This window comes from Nitrospira defluvii (genome assembly GCF_905220995.1).
In the GTDB taxonomy this organism is placed as follows: Bacteria; Nitrospirota; Nitrospiria; order Nitrospirales; family Nitrospiraceae; genus Nitrospira_A; species Nitrospira_A defluvii_C.
The window spans coordinates 16,770-39,350 of the sequence record NZ_CAJNBJ010000008.1 but is presented as its reverse complement, the minus strand read 5'-3'; the positions used below and the strand labels follow the sequence as shown (position 1 = coordinate 39,350).

Sequence of the window (22,581 nt, the reverse complement as noted above, 5' to 3'; positions counted from 1 at the left end):
TTAGTTAGCCGGGCCCACCGTCACCGGGCCAAAATCGATTTCTACTCCAGGCCCGGCAAACAGGGAGATCCCCCAGGCTTTTTCCTGCGGCTCATGTTTGTGAATGCGCTTGAAGTCTTCGTAGACATTCACCCGCTCTTCGACCCACTCTCCGACCGGCAACACCCCGCTCTGCACGACCAGCTCCGAACCACTGAACATGCCGCCCTCGACGAACGTTCCCTCAGGTTTTCCAGCGCTCCAGATATATTTGGTAAAGACAGGAATGAACATGAGATCCGTATCCAACGAAGCGTACACGGCCGCCACAGGCTCAGAACCATTTGGAGCCTTGTGGAGACGCCACCGCCAGGTCAGGATCGGATACGCCTTTGGATCCCAATCAATTTTGCGCTTCTTGATACGCTGTCCCGCATCCTTAGCCGCCAGGAATTTCTTGCCATCCTCCGATTGAATCTTGTACGCGTCCCTACCCTTCGCCTGGCTACGTTGATTCTCATGCTGCCAATCAATCGGAAATCCGCCTTGGTCAGCCGATTGAAAATCTTCTAATACCAGGACTCCAGGCTCAGCCGCAAAAGCCACATCACCCTGCCCCAGAAGCGACGACCATCCCATCAACCCCAACAACCCTATCGCACCGACCAACATCCTCATTTCCATCCCTGCACTCCTCATCACTTGCCTATCCTTCATGCGAAGGAGAGGGCAAAAAGCCCGCCTCTTTCTCCGCACTCAGATCCTCATGCATCACCGGCTGCTGTCCTCGTTGGCACACCCAGAACAAGAAGAAGACCGCTCCCCAGAAGAGCACCATATTAATGGTCACCATCTTGGCGGCGAACCCAAGCGTCGGCGTAAATGCCCAGGGGGACGTGTCCGGCATCAACTCGTTCACGTGCCAGGCCAACCGCCCCGAGGAACGGATGTACCCCATCAACCCCATCACCCACGTGAACGCTGCGGCCAGCCCAAACAGCCCCACCATTCCGCGAACCGAAATGTGTCCCCATTGCACCGGGCCATGAATCGTCGCGCCACGTAACATGCGACGATTGAGTAGCAACCCCAGCGTGACCACCAAAAGGGTCGTCACAGCCTGCGGCCCAGACAGCGCCACGCGAAGACTCGCCGGCAAGTAGAAGCCGTAGACCGACAGCCCGATGATGTGGGCTACCCCGAGGCCGAAGAGCGCGGCCAGCGCGAGATTTCCCGCCCGAACCCAAGAGATGGTCATCGTCCGATTCGCACGACGGTAATAGATATAACTCAAGGCCGTGATACAGATCATGACATTGACCGCGCCGTTCTTGGAGGACATCACCCCGTAATTGCCGATCACCGGATGCTGGGCCCCGCCCATAGCCTTGACTTCAGTGCCGGTCATCAACAACGTATGGGGAGTCAACCAGATAAACAAACATCCGGTCAGTGCCAGCAGCAGATACTGGTAGTAGGGTTGATAGCGTTCCCCGCCGCGAATCCGTCCCATGCTCTGCCAGAGATAATAATTCACCCCCAGAAACAGGGCGCCGATCAGCAATGCCTGCACGACAAACAGCCAGGTCAGCAGGCCGCCCATCATCGTGACACCCATGCTCTGACTGTAGGCATACACGGATCGCATCAACCAATAGCCGGCAAACGGCATCGGCAGCAGCGCGCAGACCGTGACAAATAGAAACACGTATCCCACCCAATCATAATAGGCGCGCTCTTCCTGACTTTTCCCGGAGAAAAATCGATAACAGGCGTAGGCCAAGACGACTGCACCGCCGGACATGATATCCGCCAGAAACCGATGGAGGTTCAGCGGACTCCACAATGCCGATCGCAGCAGATGCCAAGGATTGCCCAAGTACCGGCCCTGCCCGTCAACCCCGGACGGCGCCATCATGAACGCCGACCAGGCATTTGCCAGCAGTAACAAGGAGGTACCGAACACCACCGCAATCACACCAATCGACAGATGCACCCACTTCGCGCCGGGCTCTGCCATGCGATCCCAGCTGTAGTAATACACAATCGTCAGTGCGGTGGTCCCCACAAACACCAGCGCATACAGCGGCATCATGCCCTTGAAGGTGCCCCCCATGTACTGCATGAAACTGGGATAGAGCGTGATAAACATCGTCAGCATTACACTGCCGACGACGGCGGTGACGGACAAGGCCAGCAACGCGACCTTCAGCAGATCCTGGGCCAGTCCGTCATATCGCAAGGCCATCGCGGGATTCTTTGCGACCAGCCCCAGCAGTTCCAGCAACACACAAAAGATGGGCAACGCCAGAACAAATCCGCCAAAGTACGTATGCTGTTGAATGATGAACCACATCAGCAGCCGGCTGTCGAGGGAACCGACCTGCGGGTAGTGATTGTCGTTTGCCGTCGGCGCCGAAGGCCCACTGGGCACACCGGGGGTGTGGAAATACACATCGGCGGAAGGGTCCGCAGCCATCAGCAGCGGCGGACTCACCAACAGCGCACCGAAGCTCGACAGGAATCCGCATAGTACCAGCACAATCACGAACGGAACCGACACATGTTTCGTCATGACGACACTCTCTGGCTATTCTTCTCAAAAACGGTTGCAGATTCATGGAGAGCCGCACCCGCAATGGCTTCGCGGGATTTACCCAAGATGCCCATGACAAACGGGCACCGCAGCAATGCACTGGGTACACCTCCCGGTTGACGACTTTCAATCTCTCGCCGATCGCCGAGATAATAACAATACAACGCCATCATGCCGCCGACGAGGGCGGCCACACAGACATGGAAGCCCGCGGAAAGCATCGGCTGCCGTAAGAGGTACAACCCCACTCCGACCAACACCAGATAGTAGGTTGCGGCAAAGGCCAATCCTGGCCACCACCAGAACTTGACGAGTTCCCTCCATTGAGTTACGGCCAACCTGGGCCTCCACGCTCCCCGCTCTGCTTGACCGGCAAAGAAAGCTAGGAGCCCGACCGTCCCTGCCGCCAGCGCTACGACACCGGCTTGACCGAGTACCGCCCAATCCCCATCAATCAGCGTCGCCGTCAGGACCGACAGGCTGGCGCACCCCACCGTGCCAGTTATCACCCAGGTAGCAAGCGATTGGTCGGCCCGCTGCAGCAACCCCCACAGCGCCGCACCGTCCGGGAACGTCACGAATGGCCGCCCACTCGATTCAAGCCACCGAACGTACCCGATCTCGAATGCGTCGCGAGCCACGGCTGAACTGGGAATGATGAGGGCCATCATGGCCGGCCCATCGGGATGTTTGAGATAGTCGTATCCCACCAACCATAACAAGGCGAGAACCAGCAATGACAACTGAACGCCGTAGACAAATCCAATCCAGGCGACAATCCAGCCAATCCGACGCACTCCGTCCAACGCAACTAATTCGGTAAATGGCACGGCCCGCCCGACGCGATAGGCGCACAAGGCTGTTGCCATGGAAACCAGGCCGCACAGCAACAGCAGCGTCAGCGGATCGGCAAGAGAAAACCCCTGTTTTGCGGCCCGATAGACCGCAAACGCTACCAACCCGGGGACGAACATCACGAGACGTTTACGTTTGCGAACCGAATCGTCCGTGACGGCAAGCGTCAAACTTGGAAGTACCCGTAATGCCAATCGATGCAGCATGATCTAGACGGCAAGGTGAGACGAGGAAAGGCCCATTCCGCCCCTCACTACTTCCTGCGCTCCTCACGTCTCATTGTTTCTGAGCTGCCATACCGAAATATCGTGCTTTCACTTCTTCCATCAACGCCACCGTGACCACACGAGCGCCACGATCGACGGCCGTCCGTTCAAGTTCAACCCGTGCCATAGCTCGAACGGGTGCCGGCACATTCGCGAGCCGCTGTTCCGCATCTGGATCCCAGGCGACGACATCGCCGGTTTGCGCCTGGTCGATCAGATCATAGGTGATCACCCGCTGCTGCCTGGCCTTGGCAAACCCCTCCACCAGCTCACGTAAGAAGGGCGCAGCATAGGGAGGAGTTCGATCCAACCGATGTTTTGCATCATCAGACCACATGAGCCGATCGACGAGCCCGTCAACTTGTCCCGCCGAGACCTCGATGCCGACCAGCCAACGACAGGGGCGACATTCCGTCCGGACAAACCAGGTCGGTTGTCCGTCTTCCGCCAGTCGCTCCTCAACCCCTTCGGTATGCATCCAGCCGCCGCAGCCGCATACAAGCATAAACCGTGACTCGCTCCGTGGCCCGTATCGATATCCCTACCCGATTTTCCCCGGATAGAAGATATACAACATGGCGTAGGTAAAAGTTCCCGTCAGAAACAAGATGCAGTAGACAATCATGGTGAAGCGGCCAAGCGCACGATGTCGCTGACCGCCGTCCGGCCAGATACGCTGAATACCCATTTCAACCGCGAAGACGATAGCCACGAGGACGAGAAACCCGATGTAGACCTCCAGCTTGCGCATGGAAAATCCAGCCGACATCACCCGTGTCCCGAAGAGGACGACGACCAGAGACAGGAGTGCCGCGAAGATTAGGCCGACTTTCTTCCACGAGGTCTGCAGCAGCGAGGCACTCAGGACGCGGGTTCCACCGATGAACTGTTGAGATCGAAATCCCAACACGATCATGTAGACGGCCATGACCAGTCCGATGATCACCAGAATGATATGGATGGTGAGCACAGGGATAAAGACATAGTCGTACAAGGCTTGCGACCCGCCGAACCCTTCCTTCCCCTCAAACGCCAAGACCCCTAACTGTCGAAACAGATAGTAGGCGGTAAAGAATCCTACCATCGTGATCATGCCGCCCAGCATCAACCAATGATGAGGATGTCCTCGATGCTGCTTTGCTTGAATCCACCCGATGATGAACAAGCCGGTGAACAACGTAGCCATCAACTGGCTGAGATCGGCCCCCATCGTGGCATGGGTTCCAAAAAATCCGGGCTGTCTCAGAAATTCAAACATGGCCGTTCCTACACTACCTGTGGTTTGAAGCCCTGCACCACCGCGGTCCGTTCAATTTCCTCGACCGAGACATATCCGCCATCGTGCATCCATTGCATGGCCTCTGCGGTCCGGTAGCAAGCCCCCTGCTCAGTGTTCACGAGGATATGCACCGCAAACGCCGCCGTCCACGCCGGGCTCGTACCAGCCGCATCAAGGAACCGGTCCTTGATGACCAAACGTCCACCGGGATTGAGGTGCCCATGAATCTTTTTTACCAGTGCCGCATTCGTCGCAAGATTCTGGTAGTGCAAAATGTCAGACATTAAGACCACGTCATAGGGACCGCCAAGGGAATCACGATTAAAATCACCAGATTTGAGTGCGATCCTGCCTTCGAGCCCTGCGTCTTTCACCGTCCGTTCCGTCAGCGGGAGAGTGGTGGCCAGATCAAATACCGTGGCAGACAGCCCCGGATACACCCGACAGAATGCAATGGCATTGGTTCCTGCCCCGCCGCCCAAATCCAACATGGTCCGAGCCTGATTAAGCCCCAACCGCTTCGCCAAATCTGGCCCGCTTTGCTGTCCAATGCGATGCAGAACGGACAATACATTGGCCCCTAAGGCTGGATCCGTCTCAAACACATGACGGCTGACGGGGGAACGGCCTGTCCTGATGGCCTCTTCCAGCTTCCCCCAGTTGTCCCACTCCGCATCATGGAGCAGAAGCAAGTGCCCGACATATTGCGGCCCATGCTTGACCAGATGGGTCATCGCCACCGGCGTGTTCGCATAGACGTGCCCACTTTTTGACAGGAGGCGTATGGCCACCAATGCGTTCAGGAGCAATTCCAAGGTGCGTTCATCGGCACCGAGCTGCTGAGCGAGTTCCGCTGCGCTGCGTCCCTGGCAATCCAGCAGCGAAAAGACACCTAACTTCACGGCAGTCAAGAGAATTTTCGTCTCCCAGTAGTACCCTAACTGGAAAACTTCGGCGAGAGATAATTCGCGAGGCACGGATCCCCCACTTCAAGAAATTGGCTTAGAAATTGGTCATCTTACCCAGTTCAGAAAGAGAAACGCAAGGCGAGCGACTGGCAGGCTCGGCCACTTCGTCTCCCCACTCTCGCAGGCGACCAGGCAAGATATTGCAGCGAGGATCACGGGCTGAACACCTCCTCAAACGTTGCGCGAATCATCGAGAACGAGAAAGTGACACAAAGAAAAAGGGCAGTGGCTCGCATTGAACCACTGCCCTTCTCTAAGCGGGCTGTCCCGCCTCAGATCTGAGGGGAATCGACTACTTGATTTCAGCCTTCAAGTTAGCGGTTCCGCCTTCGGCCACTTCAATTTCAAACTCGTTGAGCTTGCCCTTGCCCACGAACGGATGCCAGACAACCACCTTGTGCTTGCCGGCAGGTACGCCCGGGATCTCGAATGAGCCGTCATCCTTCACTACTGCGTGGTACGGATTCCACACCGGGAGGAAGAATGACTGCATGAACTCGTGCTGGTCGCACTGCAACCGATAGAAACCAGCCTTTTCGGCGCCGCCACGGAACGTCACCGGCTTTTCCAACTTGTCACCCTTCTTAGCCAAACCGATGTTGAAGCCGGTGGCCGAGGTGGAACCCTTCACCGTGAAGCTGTGCGGATTGTGCAAGACGCCCGCAGTAGACTTGGGATCATCAGGGTCGGCATCCTTATTCTCAGCGCGGAACGGTTTGTTGTTCACCACAACGCCACTAAACGGGAGGAATTCGCAGAATTCCGCCACCACGTCCGTGCCCTTGAAACCGTCCTGGAAGGCCTGATCCTCAATATCGACTACGGCCACAACCGCACCCTTCAACCCGCCATCCTTGGCCACTTCGATGGTCTTGAGGAAGCGCTTATCGCCATCCATGAGGCTCTTGTTCGGGTTCTTCGGGCAAAACTTCGGGTTCGGGAACTTTGAGAAGGAAAACTCCTTCTGCTCGGCCTTCCCGGGATAGGTCACTTTCCCGGCGATCGTGCCTCCGGCAAATGAGGTGAGGGGCGCAGCCAAAAATGCTGCGGCCGCAACGCCGAACACTACTTTCATCGCACCCTTCTTCATGTCACTGCCTCCTTAGTAATGAACATTAACCGAAACCGAACAGCTACTCCGTCACCACTTGACCACAAGGGCTGGTGAGCATGACCCCTTGCATGACAGTCCATGACATTTGGCGTGGCTTTCCCCTGACCACACCAGGCCCCTAAACATTTCTCTATACTGGAATCCGACTCGCACTGTCAACTTTAAATCTAGCCGGCCGTAGTGAGCAGAATTATGATTTTACAGGATTGAGCACGGGCTTCGTGCGTCCCATAATTCTCACGATCGCCCCGCCCACCGTGGCCCGAACCGCATCGTCTTCATCGTGCAAAGCAGCCTTCAATATCGACAAGGCTTCAACCCCTCCGATTTGCCCGAGCGCCCGTGCCGCGGCAATGCGGGGGCGCGGAATCGGATCTTTCAGCAGACCAGCAAGAAACTCCACCGCAGCTCTGGTATTGGCGCCATGAGCTCGCCCAGCGGCCTTCCCGGCAGCCGAGCGAGTTCCCGGATCGTTATTCAACACCAAATCATACAACTCTTGGGCAATAGAATCGAATGGCTCCTCAACCCGAAGGAGCGCCGACACCACCGCTGCCTTTACCACAGGATTACGATCGGTCAAAGCCTTTCTCAACGCAGCCAATGAGTCCTTCCCCCCCAACTCACCTAAACTGATCGCAGCCGAGGTCTTCACGGCGGGAATCTTATCTTCCAGGGCTTGCTCCAAAGCAGGGATGCCCTGAAGCGTTCCGAGATCACCTAACGCCGATGCCGCGGCTCCTCGCACAGAAGGCTGCGGGTTGGTCATCGCCTCCAGAAGAATCGGAAGCCCCCTCGCATCCTTCAGTTCGCCTACCATCCGCAACGCTGCAGCGCGCTCCTCAGGATTTGGGGCCGATGCCGATTTCTGTATGACATCCCACAGCGCGGTTTGTCCGGTATGATAGAGCGCGCCGGCAGCAGCCAACCGCACAGCCGGCTGTTCGTCCTTCAGTGCCTTTTCCAACAACGGGATCACCGACCGGTCGCTGCTTTTCCCCAACGCCTTCAGCACTGTTACTTTCACCAGACCAGCCTGGTCTTCCAATGCATTACGCAATCGTGGCGACCGTCTCCCGGCCTCGAGTCTGCCAAGCGCTTCCGCAGCTAAGGCCCGGACCAGACCAGATCCATCGCTCAAACCATCCTCCAATGCGGGGATGGTGTCCGGAGAGTCGATATCTTTCAGGGCCGTATACGCAGCCCCGCGCATCTGTTCGCGCATGTCCTTTATCAGCACATACACGAAGCCCAGCGCGACTTCTTTCAGGAGCGCCCGATCTTCTTGTTTCACATCCTGCTCAAGCCGTTCATATTCTGGCAATGCGTCCTTCGGCTTACCGAGGAGGATCAATGAACGGACCTTCAAGCGTCTCAGCTCAGGCTGAGCCCCCTTCTCCTTGGTGACCTGATCAATAAGGTCCAATGCTTCCCGATACTGTTTTTTGTCAAACGCCGCTTGCACATCCCTAGCTGAACTGGCACCGCAGGTCTCCGACCCAAACCCGATCAACATCAGAGAGAACATGGCCAGGGCGACGCACCGTCCCCCGACAGCCCCCCCGGTTTTCTCGCTTTGCAACACCATCAAGTCCCTTCCTGACCGTCGCCGGCCCTTTACCCTCGTTCTCGTGTTGAGGATGGCGGAAGCCAACGTTGATACCCAGTCGGCGCCTCAAAATAATAGTCCGGTTGAGGAGAGAGCCGGATCCGCACATATTCGATGGACCAATCACGGTCCTGACTGACCAATTTCAACACAATTCCCGTTTCGACATCGACCCACTCATAAAACCGCTCACTCCGGCCGTTGTAATCCACCCCAACCTCATACAGTCTGGAGGCTCGCCCGATGGTGGTGGCATCACCTATCAGAGTCCGGCTTTGCTCTCCAGGAAGGTTGGATTGAATCGGCAGGATTTCCTCAGGCTTGACGGGAACCGGAAGAATTTGCCGGCGCTGGGCCAGCACAAACCAGGACTCACGTTTATCCAATCGAATGATTTCTATACTGGAATAGCCGAGTTCGGTTTTGACCGCATACTTGTACTCCAGCCGAATGCGGTCATTCTTGGCAAACACCTGAGCTTCGAACCGTCGCCCTTCCACCCGCTTGACCAAGGAAGCAGAAAACTCCACCGACCCAGGAGAGGAGGCAGCCGCGGCAGTCTCATGCGACCAAACGGACGCGGCACCAAGAAGACAGAGGCTCATGGACAACCAGCCTCCGACGGCCCAGTGCCGAAGACGGTCCCAGGCTGGACTAGTGCTGATGCTCCACCAACGGCTCAATTTCAACGGGGTGGCCCAACGATTCGAGACCAAACCGTGGATTATCCATCACTTTGTAGGAAGTGCGGTTTCCCTTTGGAGCCTGCAAGGCCACTTGTTCAGTTGTGGTTCCGTCCGGGGAAATCGTAATGGTACGGGTGGCCCCCGGCCCTGCCTGCGGATGCCATACCACCATTTGATAGGTGCCCGGCGGGATATTCTCGATCCTGAACGCGCCCTGCTCATCCGTCACGGCATAATAGGGATTGTTCACGGCCATGGCCCAACTCTCCATATATGCATGGAAGCCGCACTGCATGTAGAACGTCCGACGGCCTTTATTCAAATAGATCGGGCCCACCAGGGACTTTCCCGGCGCATGGTTGTGGACTGCGCGCATGTTGCCGCGTTGATGCTGGTGATTCAAAATCAACGGGGTGTTGAACAACACCCGTGCTCCAGCCTCGGGCGAAGTTTCATAGCCTTGGATGTCGTGCATCACGGGATCCATATTCACCACTTCCACCGCGTGGCCATTTCGCACGATCGTAATCCAAGGCTGGAACATGCAGTCGCGTGCCTCGATCAACGGCACAGACATGTCAAACGGCTTTCCGGACTCAGCCCCCTCCAGCGTAACAATTGCGTTCTTCAATCCGCCCGCCGGCGCCACGATGAAATCACGCAGGAGACGCCATCCCTTGCCGTTCGAGATCCGTCCACAGTAGGTTGGATCCGGAAACGTGATCAGATTAAATCCTTTGGGTTCAGGAATCGCTCCCGCCAGCGTCACTGTCCCATCCAATGTCCCGCCGTGCTGCACGTCGATCACATCATAGGCTCCAGCCGGCGACACCATGTGCCCCAACCACATCAAGGCGGCCACTGCGAGGGTATGAACCTTCTGAGTTGTATTCAGCTTCATGACCTTCCTTACCTCTGATGCAGGCGCTGCTAGGGAACCTGCCGTTCCAGCGTTGGACGGATGTCGACGAGCTTTCCAAGAGATTCCGGTCCGTAATGCGGATTATGCTCAATCGCGTGGACACTCCGACGCCCTTTCGGTGCCTCAAACGCGAAATCGACGGTAGACATCCCCTTCTCCGTGACCATGACTTTCTTCTGTAGCAAGGTTCCCAACCCTGGATGCCAAGCCATGAGGGTGTATTCCCCTGGCGGCACATCGGTGAGCGTAAATGTGCCGCCATCGCCCGTCACGGCATAATAGGGATTGTCGACGGCCAGGCCCCAACTTTCCATATAGGCATGGAATCCGCACTGCATCACGAAAATCCGGCGCCCTTTGGTCATGTGAATCGTTTCTTTCACTGGCTGGCCGGCCAGATGCTCATGGCTTTCCGCCGTGACGAATCGCTTGTGATGGGGATTCATAGGGAGCGGCGTGTTAAAGAGAACGCGTGGCCCCAGTTGAGAGGTTTCGTATGCCTGAATGTCGTGCATAACGGGGTCCATGTTCATGACCACCACCTCAGAGCCGTCTCTGACGACAGTAACAAACGGCAGGAAGCGGCAGTCACGAGCCTCAATCGTGAGGGGTTCGAATTTGAATGGCTTTCCCTTTGCGGCGTCCGTCAGCAAGACTACGACGTCCTTCAATCCGTTCCCGGAAGCCATCGAGAACTCATCAAGAACTCTCCACCCAGTACCGGTCGAAATGCGCCCGCAGTAGACAGGATCCGGATACGTGATTAGGTTATATCCCTTCGGTGTCGGCTTGCCCCCGGTCATCATGACCGTACCAGTGATGCTGCCGCCATCCGTGACGGTGATTTCCTCATAAGCCCATGATGAAGAAGAGAAAATGCTCAGAGCAGTCAGAAGAGCGAGTCCGATCATTCGCATAGATGGTCCCTCCAACAACGATGAGTGCGTGTATGGAACGAATGCCGATCGACCAAAGCACTTGGCAGATCATACACAATCCCCGTCCCATAACAAAAGGGGGGAACCCTCTCAGGCTCCCCCCCTCCTCACCTCGCGCGAGATGTAATCAGCTTACTTCGACGCGACTGGAATCGCGTGGGGAGTCGGCTGCTCCACCTCAGCACTCTTGGTTCCGGCACCGGCACCGGTCAGCGGCAACAGCCTGGTGTCACCGGACGGCAACACCCGAACATATCCCCACTGTCCAGACTGCGAATACGGCAACCGCTGGTTGCTGTACACATAGTCGCCGGGCAGGCGATACATCCCACCGGCAGACGGGATGAACGCATCGATCGCCTCCGAACCGGAGTATTCGACGACGCTGATCAAGTCGGCACCGCGCATGAACGGCTCAATCGGCCACTCGTGCTTTTCGACGCTGAACATTCCGTTTTGCTCATTGCTCACGCCCAGCACATGGATGCGTACTGGGTCGCCAGCATGGGCCTCGATGATCGGGGTGGCCGGATCTTCCGGTTTGTCCGCCTTACACGGCTGGAATACCTTGCCGAGCGAACACCCCTGCTCCTCACGGAACTTGTACGGCTCCGACCGGTAGTTGACGCCGGTCAAACCCGCCACATTCTGCACGTACGGCATGAAACTCGTGCCGATGATGTTGTCTTCATCCTGGAAGAACAACGCCACGTCACGGTAGTTCGCACGCATTTCATTGCCCGGGATGGACCGGTCAATGATCACGTCGGCCGCCCACGCATTCTTCGTGGACAGGTCGGCGCCGGTCTTCGGATCACGGTACTTTGATCCCTTCGGACCGACCACAATGGCCCCGAACAAGCCATTCCGCGGATTGGTCATGACATTACCCCAATCCCACACCAGGGATGCGGTCTCCCCGTTGAAGGGATCCGCATAATAGGTGTAGTCGCGCTCGCCTCCAGGCACCACGGTTTGGTCACCAGGATTGTTCCCGACGTTCGCCCCCAGGGAGTCCTTGGGATCGAAAGCAAGGCCGATCGCTGAGAAGGAGGCCTTGCTCGCCTTCATCTTATTCTTCAGGTGCACCTTGACGCAGTCACCAGCGTTCACCCGCAGGGTCAACGGCATCGGCTGTGCGCCGCCGGCTACCTTTGCGACATCCTCTTCCAAGGCGTAGATCTTGGCCTCAGGATTGGTTGTGAGAATCTTCCGCTCAAAGTCCACTTCGATTTCATCCGGCGCCTTCGGATTGAACTTCATACCGGGGAAGTCCATCGCGACGACGTTGAAGTGCTTCACCGGAGCATCTGCAGGACACACCGGCAAGGGCTTGGGCACTTCCCCCTTGTTAGAGAAGCCTGCTGGGAGTTTCTTCAGATCTGCCTGCTCCTTATCCAACACCCGAATGATGCCCCATCCGCCCTCGGAGAACTTCGAGGACCGGCCGTTGAAGTGGATGTAATCTCCGGCCAAATGCCGGCTTCCGCCCGCTTCAGGCACCACGAGGTCATAACGCTCCGCGATGCCGATGTGGATGGAATTCTTGCGATTGGCATCCGCCGCATACCGCTCGGTCCAGAACGTGTGACCGGACAGAGTCCAGACCATCGACTCATTCATGAGCGTGTGCAAGAGACGGAACACCATCGTATCGCCGACATACGCACGGAGCGTCGGCGTATACGGATCGCCATGGATCTGGCTATTGAAGGCCTGTGACACATCAGGATTGGTCGCTAACCGCTGTGCGATCGGCGCCGCCCTGAAGTTCAAGCCGCTGCCTGTGGTGTGGGTGCCACCATTCAGGAACGGCATCGGAGTCATATAAATCTTCTCCGGCATCATGAAGGACACGGTCTTTCCCGCCTCGAGCGCCACTTCAATCGGCTGCCCGGGAGGATTGCCCGCCGTCACAACGTTGACGGTGTGCGGCACCGTGTCATGCACCTGCACCATCAATTCGCGGAAGCTGTTGTTCACACCATGACCGACCGGCTCATTGGTATGAATATCAGCAATCGGCCCACTGCGGATCAATTTTCCGGTCTTGGGATCATGATAGGTCGATCCGACCGGTTCGGCGATAAAGGTCCCGAACCCGCCATGTGGCCAGGTGGTTGCGCCGAACGCATGGTCGTGCCAGAACACGGTCCCCACGTCCGCATCAACCCAGAACCGCTGACGCACGAACTCGACCGTGACGATGTCATTGGCCGGGTGATCGTTCTTCAGCCCTTTGGCCAAGGTGATCGTATTGCCATTAATGGCCTTGATACGCGAGATTTCATTGCCCTTCACATTGTCGGCACCAACGAGAAGCAACGTCCCGACATGGAACTGTTTCGCGTTCTTCACTGTGATCGTATTCGCGCCCTTCTTGGCGGCGGCGGTCACGACCGTGTTCATCGGAACCGGCAATCCCTTCGTGTTCTTCTTCTCCAGCATCGTGAACGGACGCACCGACTGTTCGTAGGAGAAGCCGGTGATCACGCCGTCGGACGCCTGGTTATCGAACTGCAGGAAATGCCAGTGGGTGTTGATCTTCGATGACTGGAAATTCGTGTAGTCATCGTCGTCCCACTCGCTGGTTAGGGTCCAGTCCACGCAATCGTAAATGTTGCCGCGGACGACCAACGGATACTTCAAATCATCGTTCTTCCGAATCTCCGCTTCTTCTTCGTGCAAGACATAGATCAAGCCGTTCGGATCAATGACTGGCGGCTCCTTGCCGATTTTCTTCGCAATCGTGATCGGAAGCTTGATGAAGTGGACATTGTAGTGCTTCCGTCCGGCATTCTCCGGGCAGAGACTCCAATTGCCGTTTTCACCAGGCAGCGCCTGATCGACGCTTTCCTCACCATTGGCATCCCGGCGGATCATCTCCAACCAAGGCGCGCCCACATGGTTCGGCGAGAACATGACGCGCCGGCCGAAATGCGGAGTGAGGTGAGGCCATGCCACTTTGCCGGTCAACGGCTCGAAGGTAATCGGATGCCGCTTGCCCGGGTGAGTGGATTTGTATTTCGGGTTGTCGATAGTGCTCTCAGGCTCGCTCAATGCACGCGTGCCTTCCCAAGCCCAATCCAACACCGTGGCGTCATAAGAAATCGTCTGGCCTTTTTCGTCATTCTTGTGGCCAGGCTTGCCCATCGTGGGCAACTGCATTTCCACCCAATCCTTGATGGTGATGGTGGCAGGATTCGACTTCCAATCGCTCTTGCCCTTCTCAACGATCTTGAAGGACTTACCGAACCAATCGACGGTCTGACCGACTAACTTGTCCGACGTAATCGGGGCCTTGATGCGGCCCTTCCGATCGGGCAACTCGAGCAGATCCGGCATGACGTCGTTACGCATGTCGCCCTGCTGTAGGGTGTTATACACGCGCCAGTAGCCCCACATGCCCGCCACATAATGGTGCGCCACGTGGCAATGGAAGAGAAAGTCTCCGGCCAACTGCTGACACAACCCCGAGCCGCACTCCGTCTCAAGGTCCAATGCTTCCGACGGCCCGATCACTTCCACGTCCACACGATCTGTCTTGGCGCGAATGACCGGGTATTTGACCGGCCCATTGGCACTGGTCGTCCACAGATTCATGTCGTCGATGGCGCGCGGGCTGCGCGGCCATCGGATGGTGCCGCCATGGGGATGGTGGCTGTGAAACACTTCCGATCCGCCATGCACCAGGCGGAACTTCGCCGGGTCACCCATGTACGAGCGCGGAATCGTCGGAGACGGGTCACCGAAGGTGTACGAGCTGTACCCCATCGACTCGTCCTCGAAGCCGAAGTATTCGTGCTGCACATGCATGTTGTTGATGCCGAACGGCTCGCTGCGATAGTTGATCGCGCGACCACCTGGACGGTAGGCATCGGTCAGGGGATCCCGCTGAGGCAGGAAATCGCCCTTCTTGTTGACGGGGCGGAACGCCTCATCGCCGACCTCGTGGTAGTAGAGGACGAACTCGCGGAAGTCTGGGCCGGTCCCATTCTTGATCATGACCTGCCAGCCGCTGGAGGCGGGCGTCGGAGCACCGGATCCCAGAGCTTCCAGGTACTCGGACCCGCGCGGCTCGACCACGAAGGACCCGAAGAGGCCCATCACGGTCAGTTCACGGTCATTGGCGAAGGTGTGGAACTGCCGGACACCCTCCTGGGTGCTCGGATGAATGTACCACTCGAACTCCCCGCTCTTATCCTTCTGGACGATGCTGTCGGAGTTCGTCGTGGCGGCTGCGGCACCGGTGGCACTCACCACCATGCTAGAACCATGGATGTGAAGACTGACGTCTTCGCCACCTTCTAACTTGTTGGTCAACTTGATCTTGACGCAATCACCCTGGTTACCGCGAATGGTCAGCGGCTGAATCCATTGGGCCTGTACGCCCGGAATCACCGCACCAGGATCAAACCCCTCCTTGTCGCGGGCTTCCCGATTCTTGGTTTCCTCCGCCCGAACCTTGTCCAGGTTTTCATCCAGCGTGTACATGTAGCCAGGATAAAAATCGAGCCATTGGTTGAGCGTAATCTCGACGTTGATCGCCGAGACGTTGTACTGCTTGACCGGCGCAGTGGCCGGGCACTTCCCGCCACCCGTCATTGCCACTGGTTCCACTCGCGGATCAGACATCAAGAGGAGGTCCTGACCGCCTGCCCCGTACTGGTGCATCATGGTCTGAGTATTGAACATACCCGTGTTGACCGCTTGCGCCTGCGGATCATGGGTCAAATGCTCCATGATCCGTTGGTGCTGCTGTTCGACCATCGCAGACCGCTCCGGCTTTCCAGCCATCGAATCTTCGACGATCGTCTGCCCTTTCAACTTCTCCGCCCACGACGGGAGTTGATGGGACATTGCTGTGTGTTGAGGCACCGCGTGGTCCGCGTGCAGCTGATCTTCAGCCGACGCGGCTAGCGGTAGGCACACAAGCGCACCGCCAGCGATGACGCTGAGGGCGCGCAATGTGACGCGAGTGAACCACTGACAATCCATGGACCGGCCTCCTTGGATAGAGTTGGAAGAGAAACTGAATGTTAAATGTTATGAGCGCCTACGAATTAGAACATGACAACCTCAGACCTTGCACAACGCCTTCCGGCTGTAATCCTGCGGCATCACGCGCGCAAGCCACTCCGTTGAAAACAGGTGCCGGAGATTACTGGAGTCCCTAGTCTCTGTCAACCCCCTCACCCTGTCGTGAACTTTCACGCCACATCGATTCTCCATTATCCATTCGCTCAGCCCAGTTCGCACACCGCGACAGGCTGTAATGGAATCATCGGACACCCTTCGACCGCAAGACAGAACCGCCGCGCTCCATTGTCTCTCTTCGGCAAGTTGAGGCATAATGGCGTATGATCTTGAAACGCTGGCTGGTTGGCCTGCCACTCAAGACGAAGGAAGCCGCTCACGAACGCCTTTCTAAGCGACTCGCCCTAGCCGTCTTTTCCTCCGACGCCCTCTCTTCAGTGGCCTATGCCACGGAAGAGATTCTGCTCGTCCTGACCCTCGCCGGGACCGCCATGGTCGGGTACTCCATTCCACTCAGCCTCTCCATCATCGGGCTGCTGATCATTCTGACCATGTCCTACCGGCAGATTATCTTTGAATATCCTGAGGGTGGCGGGGCATATATCGTCGGGAAATCCAACCTCGGCGAATGGTCCGGCCTGGTTGCCGCCGCAGCCTTAATGATCGACTACGTGCTGACGGTCGCCGTCAGCGTCGCGGCCGGCATTGCAGCGCTCACCTCCGCTGTCCCGGACCTGCTGCCGCATCGGGAAGGACTCTGCGTTGCGGCTATCCTGCTGGTGACGGTCGTGAATCTGCGCGGGGTTCGCGAATCAGGACAGTTTTTTGCCGTCCCGACCTACATTTTTATCGGCACCCTCGCCGCCATGCTCGGCGTCGGTGCCATTCAAATCGTGCTTGGGCACGCATCGCGCGTTGAGCCATTGCCCAGCATCGCGGCTGCGGAGCCGCTCACCCTGTTTCTTCTCCTCCGCGCATTTTCGTCCGGCTGCACAGCCTTGACCGGCGTGGAAGTCATCTCAAACGGCGTCTCAGCCTTTAAAAAACCGGAACCCCAAAATGCCGCGCTGACCATGATCGGCATGGCGATGATTCTCGGCACCCTGTTTATCGGAATCAGCTCTATGGCCTATTACTTCGGCATCGTGCCGAAGGGAGATGAAACCGTCGTGTCTCAAATTGCGCGCGCCACTTTCGGCACCGGCCCGCTGTATTACCTGGTGCAGGCCTCGACCATGGTCATTCTCATCCTGGCCGCCAATAGCAGCTTCAATGGATTCCCCCGACTGGCCTCGATTCTCGCTCGCGACAGTTACATGCCGCACCAGATGTCCATGATGGGCGATCGGCTGGTGTTCTCGAACGGTGTGATCATCCTCGGTGTGTTTTCCTGCTTATTGATCGTTCTCTTTAAGGGCGATACCCACGCGCTCATTCCACTCTATGCCGTCGGCGTCTTTCTTTCCTTCACCATTTCTCAAGCCGGCATGGTCAAACGGTGGCTCGTCAAGAAAGGACCGCACTGGGAAAAAAAGCTTCTCGTGAACGGCATCGGGGCTGTGACCACCGCCATTGCCACCGTGATTATTGCCAGCACCAAATTTACCCATGGAGCCTGGATCGTTATCGTGTTGATTCCGCTCCTGATCACCTTCTTTCGCGCCATTCATTCCCATTACAAGGCCGTCTCGGAACAGGTCGCGCTGTCGCGGGGGCACCGTCCCCCCATGCCGCGCCGGAATATCGTAGTCCTGCCGATTGGCGGCGTCAATCGCGCGGTCATCCGCGCCGTCGACTATGCACGAAGCCGCTCCGGCGATATCCGCGCCGTCCTCGTTGATGTCGACCCGGAAGAAACCGCCCGCGTGGAAATTCAATGGGCCCAGTGGGGCTGTGGCGTCCCCCTCACCGTGCTGCCCTCTCCGTATCGTTCCGTGTTGAGCTCCCTGCTCGACTACCTCGAGCAGGTGCTGCAAAAAGACCAGGAATGCTGGGTCACCGTGGTGATTCCGGAGATCTTGCCTGCTCGGTGGTGGCAGAATATTCTTCATAATCAGCGGGCGTTCATGCTGAAAGGCGCCCTCCTGTTCAAAGATCGTGTCATTTTGACCGACGTCCCCTATCACCTGACGAGGTGACCATGACAAGGCCCCTGTCCCCAGGAGTACATCTCCCCCATAGGGCGCTGTGGATCCTACCTCCCCTGATCCTGCTGCTGTGCCTGCCGCCTCACCCCGCACTGGCGTTCAAAATCTTGGCCCCTGTGAACGGGGCCACCCTGGTTTCCGGCCAACCGATCACCGTGGAAGTCGAGGCTGGAAGAGAAGCAGGCCTCGTCGAAGTGCGGTACTACTGGTATCCGGAACACACGGAGGCACTGGTGGAACAGGGTGAGAACCGTACCGGCAACGCTTCTCAGGGAGCTATGGCAACCGGCAAATACTGGCAAAAGGACAGCATCACCGGAGCACCGGTCGTCGCCTTGCCGGCCCTGACCTCCACCGTCGACCGCATTCCCCCCTATGGAGGCGCGCTCCCGGTGCCGCCGGATGCTATCGGACGAATGCGGCTCCTGGCCATTGCCGATATTTCACAAGGACGTCTGGGCCGGAAAACCGTGTTCGACGAAATCTTTGTCACCGTCCAGCCTGCAGCTGAACTACTCTCGATCGATTTTGAAACGGATAAACCTCTCCAACTCGGCCGGACCGGACAGTCATCCGCCTACGGTCACGTGGATTCGCTCGGCAAGATCTTCGAACTCCCCGTGGTCGGCGAATTCGCTGACGGCATCACTCGTCCACTGTCCTCTCCCAATACAGGCACAACCTACACGTCCGGCGACGACCATATCCTCAAGGTGTTACCCGACGGGCTGTTACAGATCGTGGGAATCGGCAAGACCTCGCTGACCGTGACGAATCGGGGGAAGCAGGCCACACTCGACGTGCGTGTGGAGGTGAATCCCGAGCCGAATGAGCCGCCGATCGCCGATGCCGGTGCCGCCAGAACCGTCAAAGCCGGCACCAAGGTGCGCCTCAATGGATTGCAGAGCCGAGACCCGGAGGGCGAAGCGCTCTTCTATACGTGGAGTCAGGTACGGGGCAGCAAAGTCGCGATGCTTGACGTCAACATGGCGGAACCGTCCTTTGTTGCCCCCTATGTCTCCGAGACTCGCACCTTCCGCTTCAAGCTGCGCGTGACGGACAAGAAAGGTGCGGACAGTGTGCCGGCGTATGTGGACGTCACCGTCGAACCTTGAGACAGGCTGCTAAAACAGACCCCAGGCGGCGTTCTCAGTCGCCGCACGCCTGCAGCCTTATGGGGTTCACTTCACACCTTGTCCCCGTATCTTTCGGGATACTCTCGTATCCTCTGGGATACATGCGATCCACCAGCGTCACGAACATCTCATCCGCGGTCATCACGACGGAACTGATACCTCGCTCACAAGCCGTGCTACTATCGATGCAGTGTTTGCAGAACCTCGGATCAGACCGCTAACCACGGAGGACTCTCATGGCATTGATTCAACAGGATCTCGTTCCAGGCAGTGGCGACCAGCTTCTGACGTACGATACAGACACCAACCTCCAATGGATGAATCTCACGGTCACCGCTGGGCGATCCTACCAGGACATCATCGGCGGTTTTGGCCGACTGACGACCAGGCACGGGTTTCAGTATGCCGACGGCGCACAAATCAGCGAATTATGCGCGCATGCCGGCATCACGAAGGGCCTCACGGAACCGGCCCTGACGCCGTCCCCGAACGACGCCAAGAATCATCAAGGCATTCTCACGCTGCAGGGGCTCATGAACGGCAAGACATTCCATGGGGTGAATTCCGTGGTCACGACGCGCGGGATCATGAAGCCGCCCGCTCCTCCGCCCAATGTTCCAACCCGAATCCTCGGCACAATCCGCCTCCAGCTCAGCCTGCTCAATCACACCGGCTCGCATGCGGAAAGTGAAGGTCCGACCGCGAGTCCCCAAACAGGTGATCCGGAAATCTGCTCGTACCTTGTACGAGTCCGGCCAGTGGCGTTGGCAGCAAAAAAGCGACCCGCAAGGCGAGCGGCGACAAAGAGGGCGCCGGCACGAAAGGCTCGAAAAACCGGCAGATCTCGATAGCGCTGCCCACAGACGACGGGCCCCGGGTTTAACCAAACCCGGGGCCCGTTCGCGCTCTCTCCACGCCACAGTCGCACAAGCCACTCTCAGATGAGGCTCAACGTCCCCCTCGCATGCGCCAATTCCCCTCGATGCCGTTGCAGCGCCGGACCAAAAGATGATCGGCGCACCTCAGCCTCCTGGGATACCATCACGCCCTCGATCTGCGCGAGCACGTCGGCGAGCTGTCCCACCAGCTGCTTGCCTCCGCGAGTCAGCCATTTCAACTGGCCACCGGCGTAGTCGAGATCGCTGAGCGAGTATCGAACCGACTCGATCTCTTCGAAGCATCGATAGCGGGCACGTGCGAGATCACGCTGACTCAGACCAGCGCGCCTCCAGGCCGCGTTGCCATTTGGGCCTGAGCCCCAGGCCACCAACCGCTCGAATAACATTGCCCCCATGGTAAAGGTAAACGTCGCGTGCAAGATACCTCTCAACGGCCGCAAACTCCGCCGCCACGGAGAATAGAACAACTCCTGGTTATGGTCGTGCTGATACAGCACGTCTTTGCGCAACAGCAGGTTGAGGTGATGATGACTGTTCTCGTGAATCAGGTCATCGATTAAATCGAGTTGATCACGGTCGAAACAATTGATGGCGGAGAGGCCGGGACGATGTCGGTAACTGAAACTCACCACCCCCTTGGCCTTGAGCGGGACGATGCGTGAGGTCAACAGGACCAGGAGCCGATCGCCTTCGGGCCAGGCAGACCCAATTGCGGCCAGTGCACGACGCATGCGGCTCGCGACTTCCGGCCTCGTCGGACGCACGCCTATGGGCGTCTTGTCCTTGCCATAGACCAGTGTCGGCCCGAGCACCAGTCGGCCGCATGGCGTGTCCCTCAGCACGACTGGGGCCAGGCGGCGCCAATGCCACCGTTCTCGGCCGCCGAACGCAACAACCGGATACGCTTGATCCCCGAGCAGAAGATCGATACCGGAGGGTTTGACCAGCCACTCCGCCTGCCCACCCGTTCGCGTGAGTGCCAGTCGAACAGGAGCCGGAGCCTCGTAGGCCACACCCGTGGTCCCGATGGCGCAACTCCCAGGCAGTTCGACGCGTTCAACGTTCGCGCTTAAATCGCACGGCACCAACCAGGCATCCGATCGTCGGCTCGCCACCCAGTCACAGGCCAACCGGGGGGCAAGACATACGGACTCCTGTGTGATTTCTCGTGCAAGTCGCTGACAGAGCGCCGTCAGACGCGGCAACAGCATGCGCGGATCCGGCTTGCCCTCGGGGAAAATCTCATCGGCGTACCCATGCTCGTAAAACTTTTCTCGAAACTCCGCACGCAGCTGTTCAGCGATGTCCCGGCGCGATCGCTCCTGCCGCACTTGCACGACGATATCGACGAAGTACAGCAGGTCGTTGAGCGATTCGATCCATCCGACCACTTTCCAATGGCTATACTCGGCCGTGGTGAAGGAACGACCGAGCCGGCGAAACCAGTCGATTTGCAGGCCCAGGGTGCAGACGTCCGCGGCATAGTTTTGCTCAAAATCTCGGCAGAGATCCTTCAACAATCTCCGCATCGAGTGCTGAAACTCTTTCATCAGCCGCTCAAGAATTTCTACCGTTAGTAAGGTCATCGCCGCGCAATACTCCTCAGCCGGTTTTCTTTCCGCGCGCACTGTACGCGAGTGTGTGCAGACTGACAAGCCGACGACCTACGGAGGGGAACATGGTACCTGGGGTGAGGTGGAATGGGGACGAACAGAGCAGGCTAATGCCCTGGGCGGAGCTGCGGAGTTGAGTGGAAACACAAGAACAGCTGGATGAATCCCCCCGCGAGGCACAGAGCATCGCCCCGCAGGGGAGTCTCCTACGCCGTGAGCTTGATGAGATCGAAGAGGAAGGGCTTCTCCGGCGCGGAAGCAGGAACAGGACGAAGATGGGAATTCTGGACCATTCTATGACGCTGAATCAGGGTATCGACAATGTTGCCGCAACTCAGGCACCGATGTCCTTGCAGCCGCATGGGATGAAAACTCTCCTGCAGATCGATCAAGTCATCCTTCACCATCAACCCTTCACATCGCGTGCACGTCATGGGTCCCTCCCTTCGGAGACAATGTGGCCCCTCGGAGCACCAAAGGATCTGTTGCCGACGAGGCATTCGACAGTCGCTACAGACATACAAGCAAGCCGAATGC

At 57.7% G+C, this 22,581-nt stretch carries 17 protein-coding genes; 3 read left to right on the top strand and 14 right to left on the bottom strand.

The window, feature by feature from the left end; all coding sequences use genetic code 11:
* From KJA79_RS11060 to KJA79_RS11005, 12 genes are all read right to left on the bottom strand, one after another.
* The gene (locus KJA79_RS11060) at positions 1 to 663 is read right to left on the bottom strand and encodes a DUF3047 domain-containing protein (RefSeq protein WP_213042106.1); all 663 of its coding nucleotides are present in this window, start codon (positions 661 to 663) and stop codon (positions 1 to 3) included.
* A gap of 22 nt (positions 664 to 685) precedes the next feature.
* Entirely contained in the window at positions 686 to 2,554 is a 1,869-nt protein-coding gene (locus KJA79_RS11055) for a cytochrome ubiquinol oxidase subunit I (RefSeq protein WP_213042105.1), read from the bottom strand.
* Positions 2,551 to 3,636, bottom strand: coding sequence for a hypothetical protein (locus tag KJA79_RS11050; protein WP_213042104.1), 1,086 nt, complete (start codon positions 3,634 to 3,636; stop codon positions 2,551 to 2,553). Before KJA79_RS11050 ends, KJA79_RS11055 begins: the two co-directional genes overlap by 4 nt.
* Before the next feature lie 70 nt (positions 3,637 to 3,706).
* Complete coding sequence (locus KJA79_RS11045) at positions 3,707 to 4,201, bottom strand: PCP reductase family protein (protein ID WP_213042103.1); 495 nt, start codon at positions 4,199 to 4,201, stop codon at positions 3,707 to 3,709.
* A 36-nt stretch (positions 4,202 to 4,237) separates the two neighbouring features.
* Entirely contained in the window at positions 4,238 to 4,954 is a 717-nt protein-coding gene (locus KJA79_RS11040; protein WP_213042102.1) for a DUF420 domain-containing protein, read from the bottom strand.
* A gap of 8 nt (positions 4,955 to 4,962) precedes the next feature.
* The gene (locus tag KJA79_RS11035) at positions 4,963 to 5,952 is read right to left on the bottom strand and encodes a methyltransferase (RefSeq protein WP_213042101.1); all 990 of its coding nucleotides are present in this window, start codon (positions 5,950 to 5,952) and stop codon (positions 4,963 to 4,965) included.
* Positions 5,953 to 6,235: 283 nt separating this feature from the next.
* Entirely contained in the window at positions 6,236 to 7,033 is a 798-nt protein-coding gene (locus KJA79_RS11030; protein WP_213042100.1) for a carboxypeptidase-like regulatory domain-containing protein, read from the bottom strand.
* Between the two features lie 214 nt (positions 7,034 to 7,247).
* Entirely contained in the window at positions 7,248 to 8,645 is a 1,398-nt protein-coding gene (locus KJA79_RS11025) for a HEAT repeat domain-containing protein (protein WP_213042099.1), read from the bottom strand.
* Between the two features lie 29 nt (positions 8,646 to 8,674).
* Positions 8,675 to 9,271, bottom strand: a complete 597-nt coding sequence (locus tag KJA79_RS11020; RefSeq protein WP_213042098.1) for a hypothetical protein — start codon at positions 9,269 to 9,271, stop codon at positions 8,675 to 8,677.
* Positions 9,272 to 9,320: 49 nt separating this feature from the next.
* Positions 9,321 to 10,253 carry a carboxypeptidase regulatory-like domain-containing protein gene (locus KJA79_RS11015; protein WP_246507594.1) on the bottom strand — a complete coding sequence of 311 codons (933 nt, stop codon included), beginning with the start codon at positions 10,251 to 10,253 and terminating at the stop codon, positions 9,321 to 9,323.
* Positions 10,254 to 10,282: 29 nt separating this feature from the next.
* Positions 10,283 to 11,191, bottom strand: coding sequence for a carboxypeptidase-like regulatory domain-containing protein (locus KJA79_RS11010; protein WP_213042097.1), 909 nt, complete (start codon positions 11,189 to 11,191; stop codon positions 10,283 to 10,285).
* 153 nt (positions 11,192 to 11,344) lie between these two features.
* Positions 11,345 to 16,210, bottom strand: a complete 4,866-nt coding sequence (locus KJA79_RS11005) for a multicopper oxidase domain-containing protein (RefSeq protein ID WP_213042096.1) — start codon at positions 16,208 to 16,210, stop codon at positions 11,345 to 11,347.
* A 362-nt stretch (positions 16,211 to 16,572) separates the two neighbouring features.
* On the opposite strand from KJA79_RS11005, the gene KJA79_RS11000 reads away from it, so the two are divergent.
* The 3 genes from KJA79_RS11000 to KJA79_RS10990 all read left to right on the top strand — a co-directional run bounded on the left by KJA79_RS11000 (position 16,573) and on the right by KJA79_RS10990 (position 20,383).
* A complete protein-coding gene (locus KJA79_RS11000; RefSeq protein ID WP_213042095.1) occupies positions 16,573 to 18,387 on the top strand; it encodes an APC family permease in 1,815 nt (604 codons plus the stop codon).
* A 125-nt stretch (positions 18,388 to 18,512) separates the two neighbouring features.
* Positions 18,513 to 19,511: a PKD domain-containing protein gene (locus tag KJA79_RS10995; RefSeq protein ID WP_213042094.1), complete on the top strand. Its 999-nt coding sequence runs from the start codon at positions 18,513 to 18,515 to the stop codon at positions 19,509 to 19,511.
* Between the two features lie 257 nt (positions 19,512 to 19,768).
* A complete protein-coding gene (locus tag KJA79_RS10990) occupies positions 19,769 to 20,383 on the top strand; it encodes a hypothetical protein (protein WP_213042093.1) in 615 nt (204 codons plus the stop codon).
* Positions 20,384 to 20,469: 86 nt separating this feature from the next.
* Here the strand turns inward: KJA79_RS10990 and KJA79_RS10985 are convergent, their stop codons facing one another.
* Positions 20,470 to 22,017: an aKG-HExxH-type peptide beta-hydroxylase gene (locus KJA79_RS10985; protein ID WP_213042092.1), complete on the bottom strand. Its 1,548-nt coding sequence runs from the start codon at positions 22,015 to 22,017 to the stop codon at positions 20,470 to 20,472.
* 233 nt (positions 22,018 to 22,250) lie between these two features.
* Positions 22,251 to 22,478, bottom strand: coding sequence for a hypothetical protein (locus tag KJA79_RS10980; RefSeq protein WP_213042091.1), 228 nt, complete (start codon positions 22,476 to 22,478; stop codon positions 22,251 to 22,253).
* Positions 22,479 to 22,581: the final 103 nt, after the last annotated feature.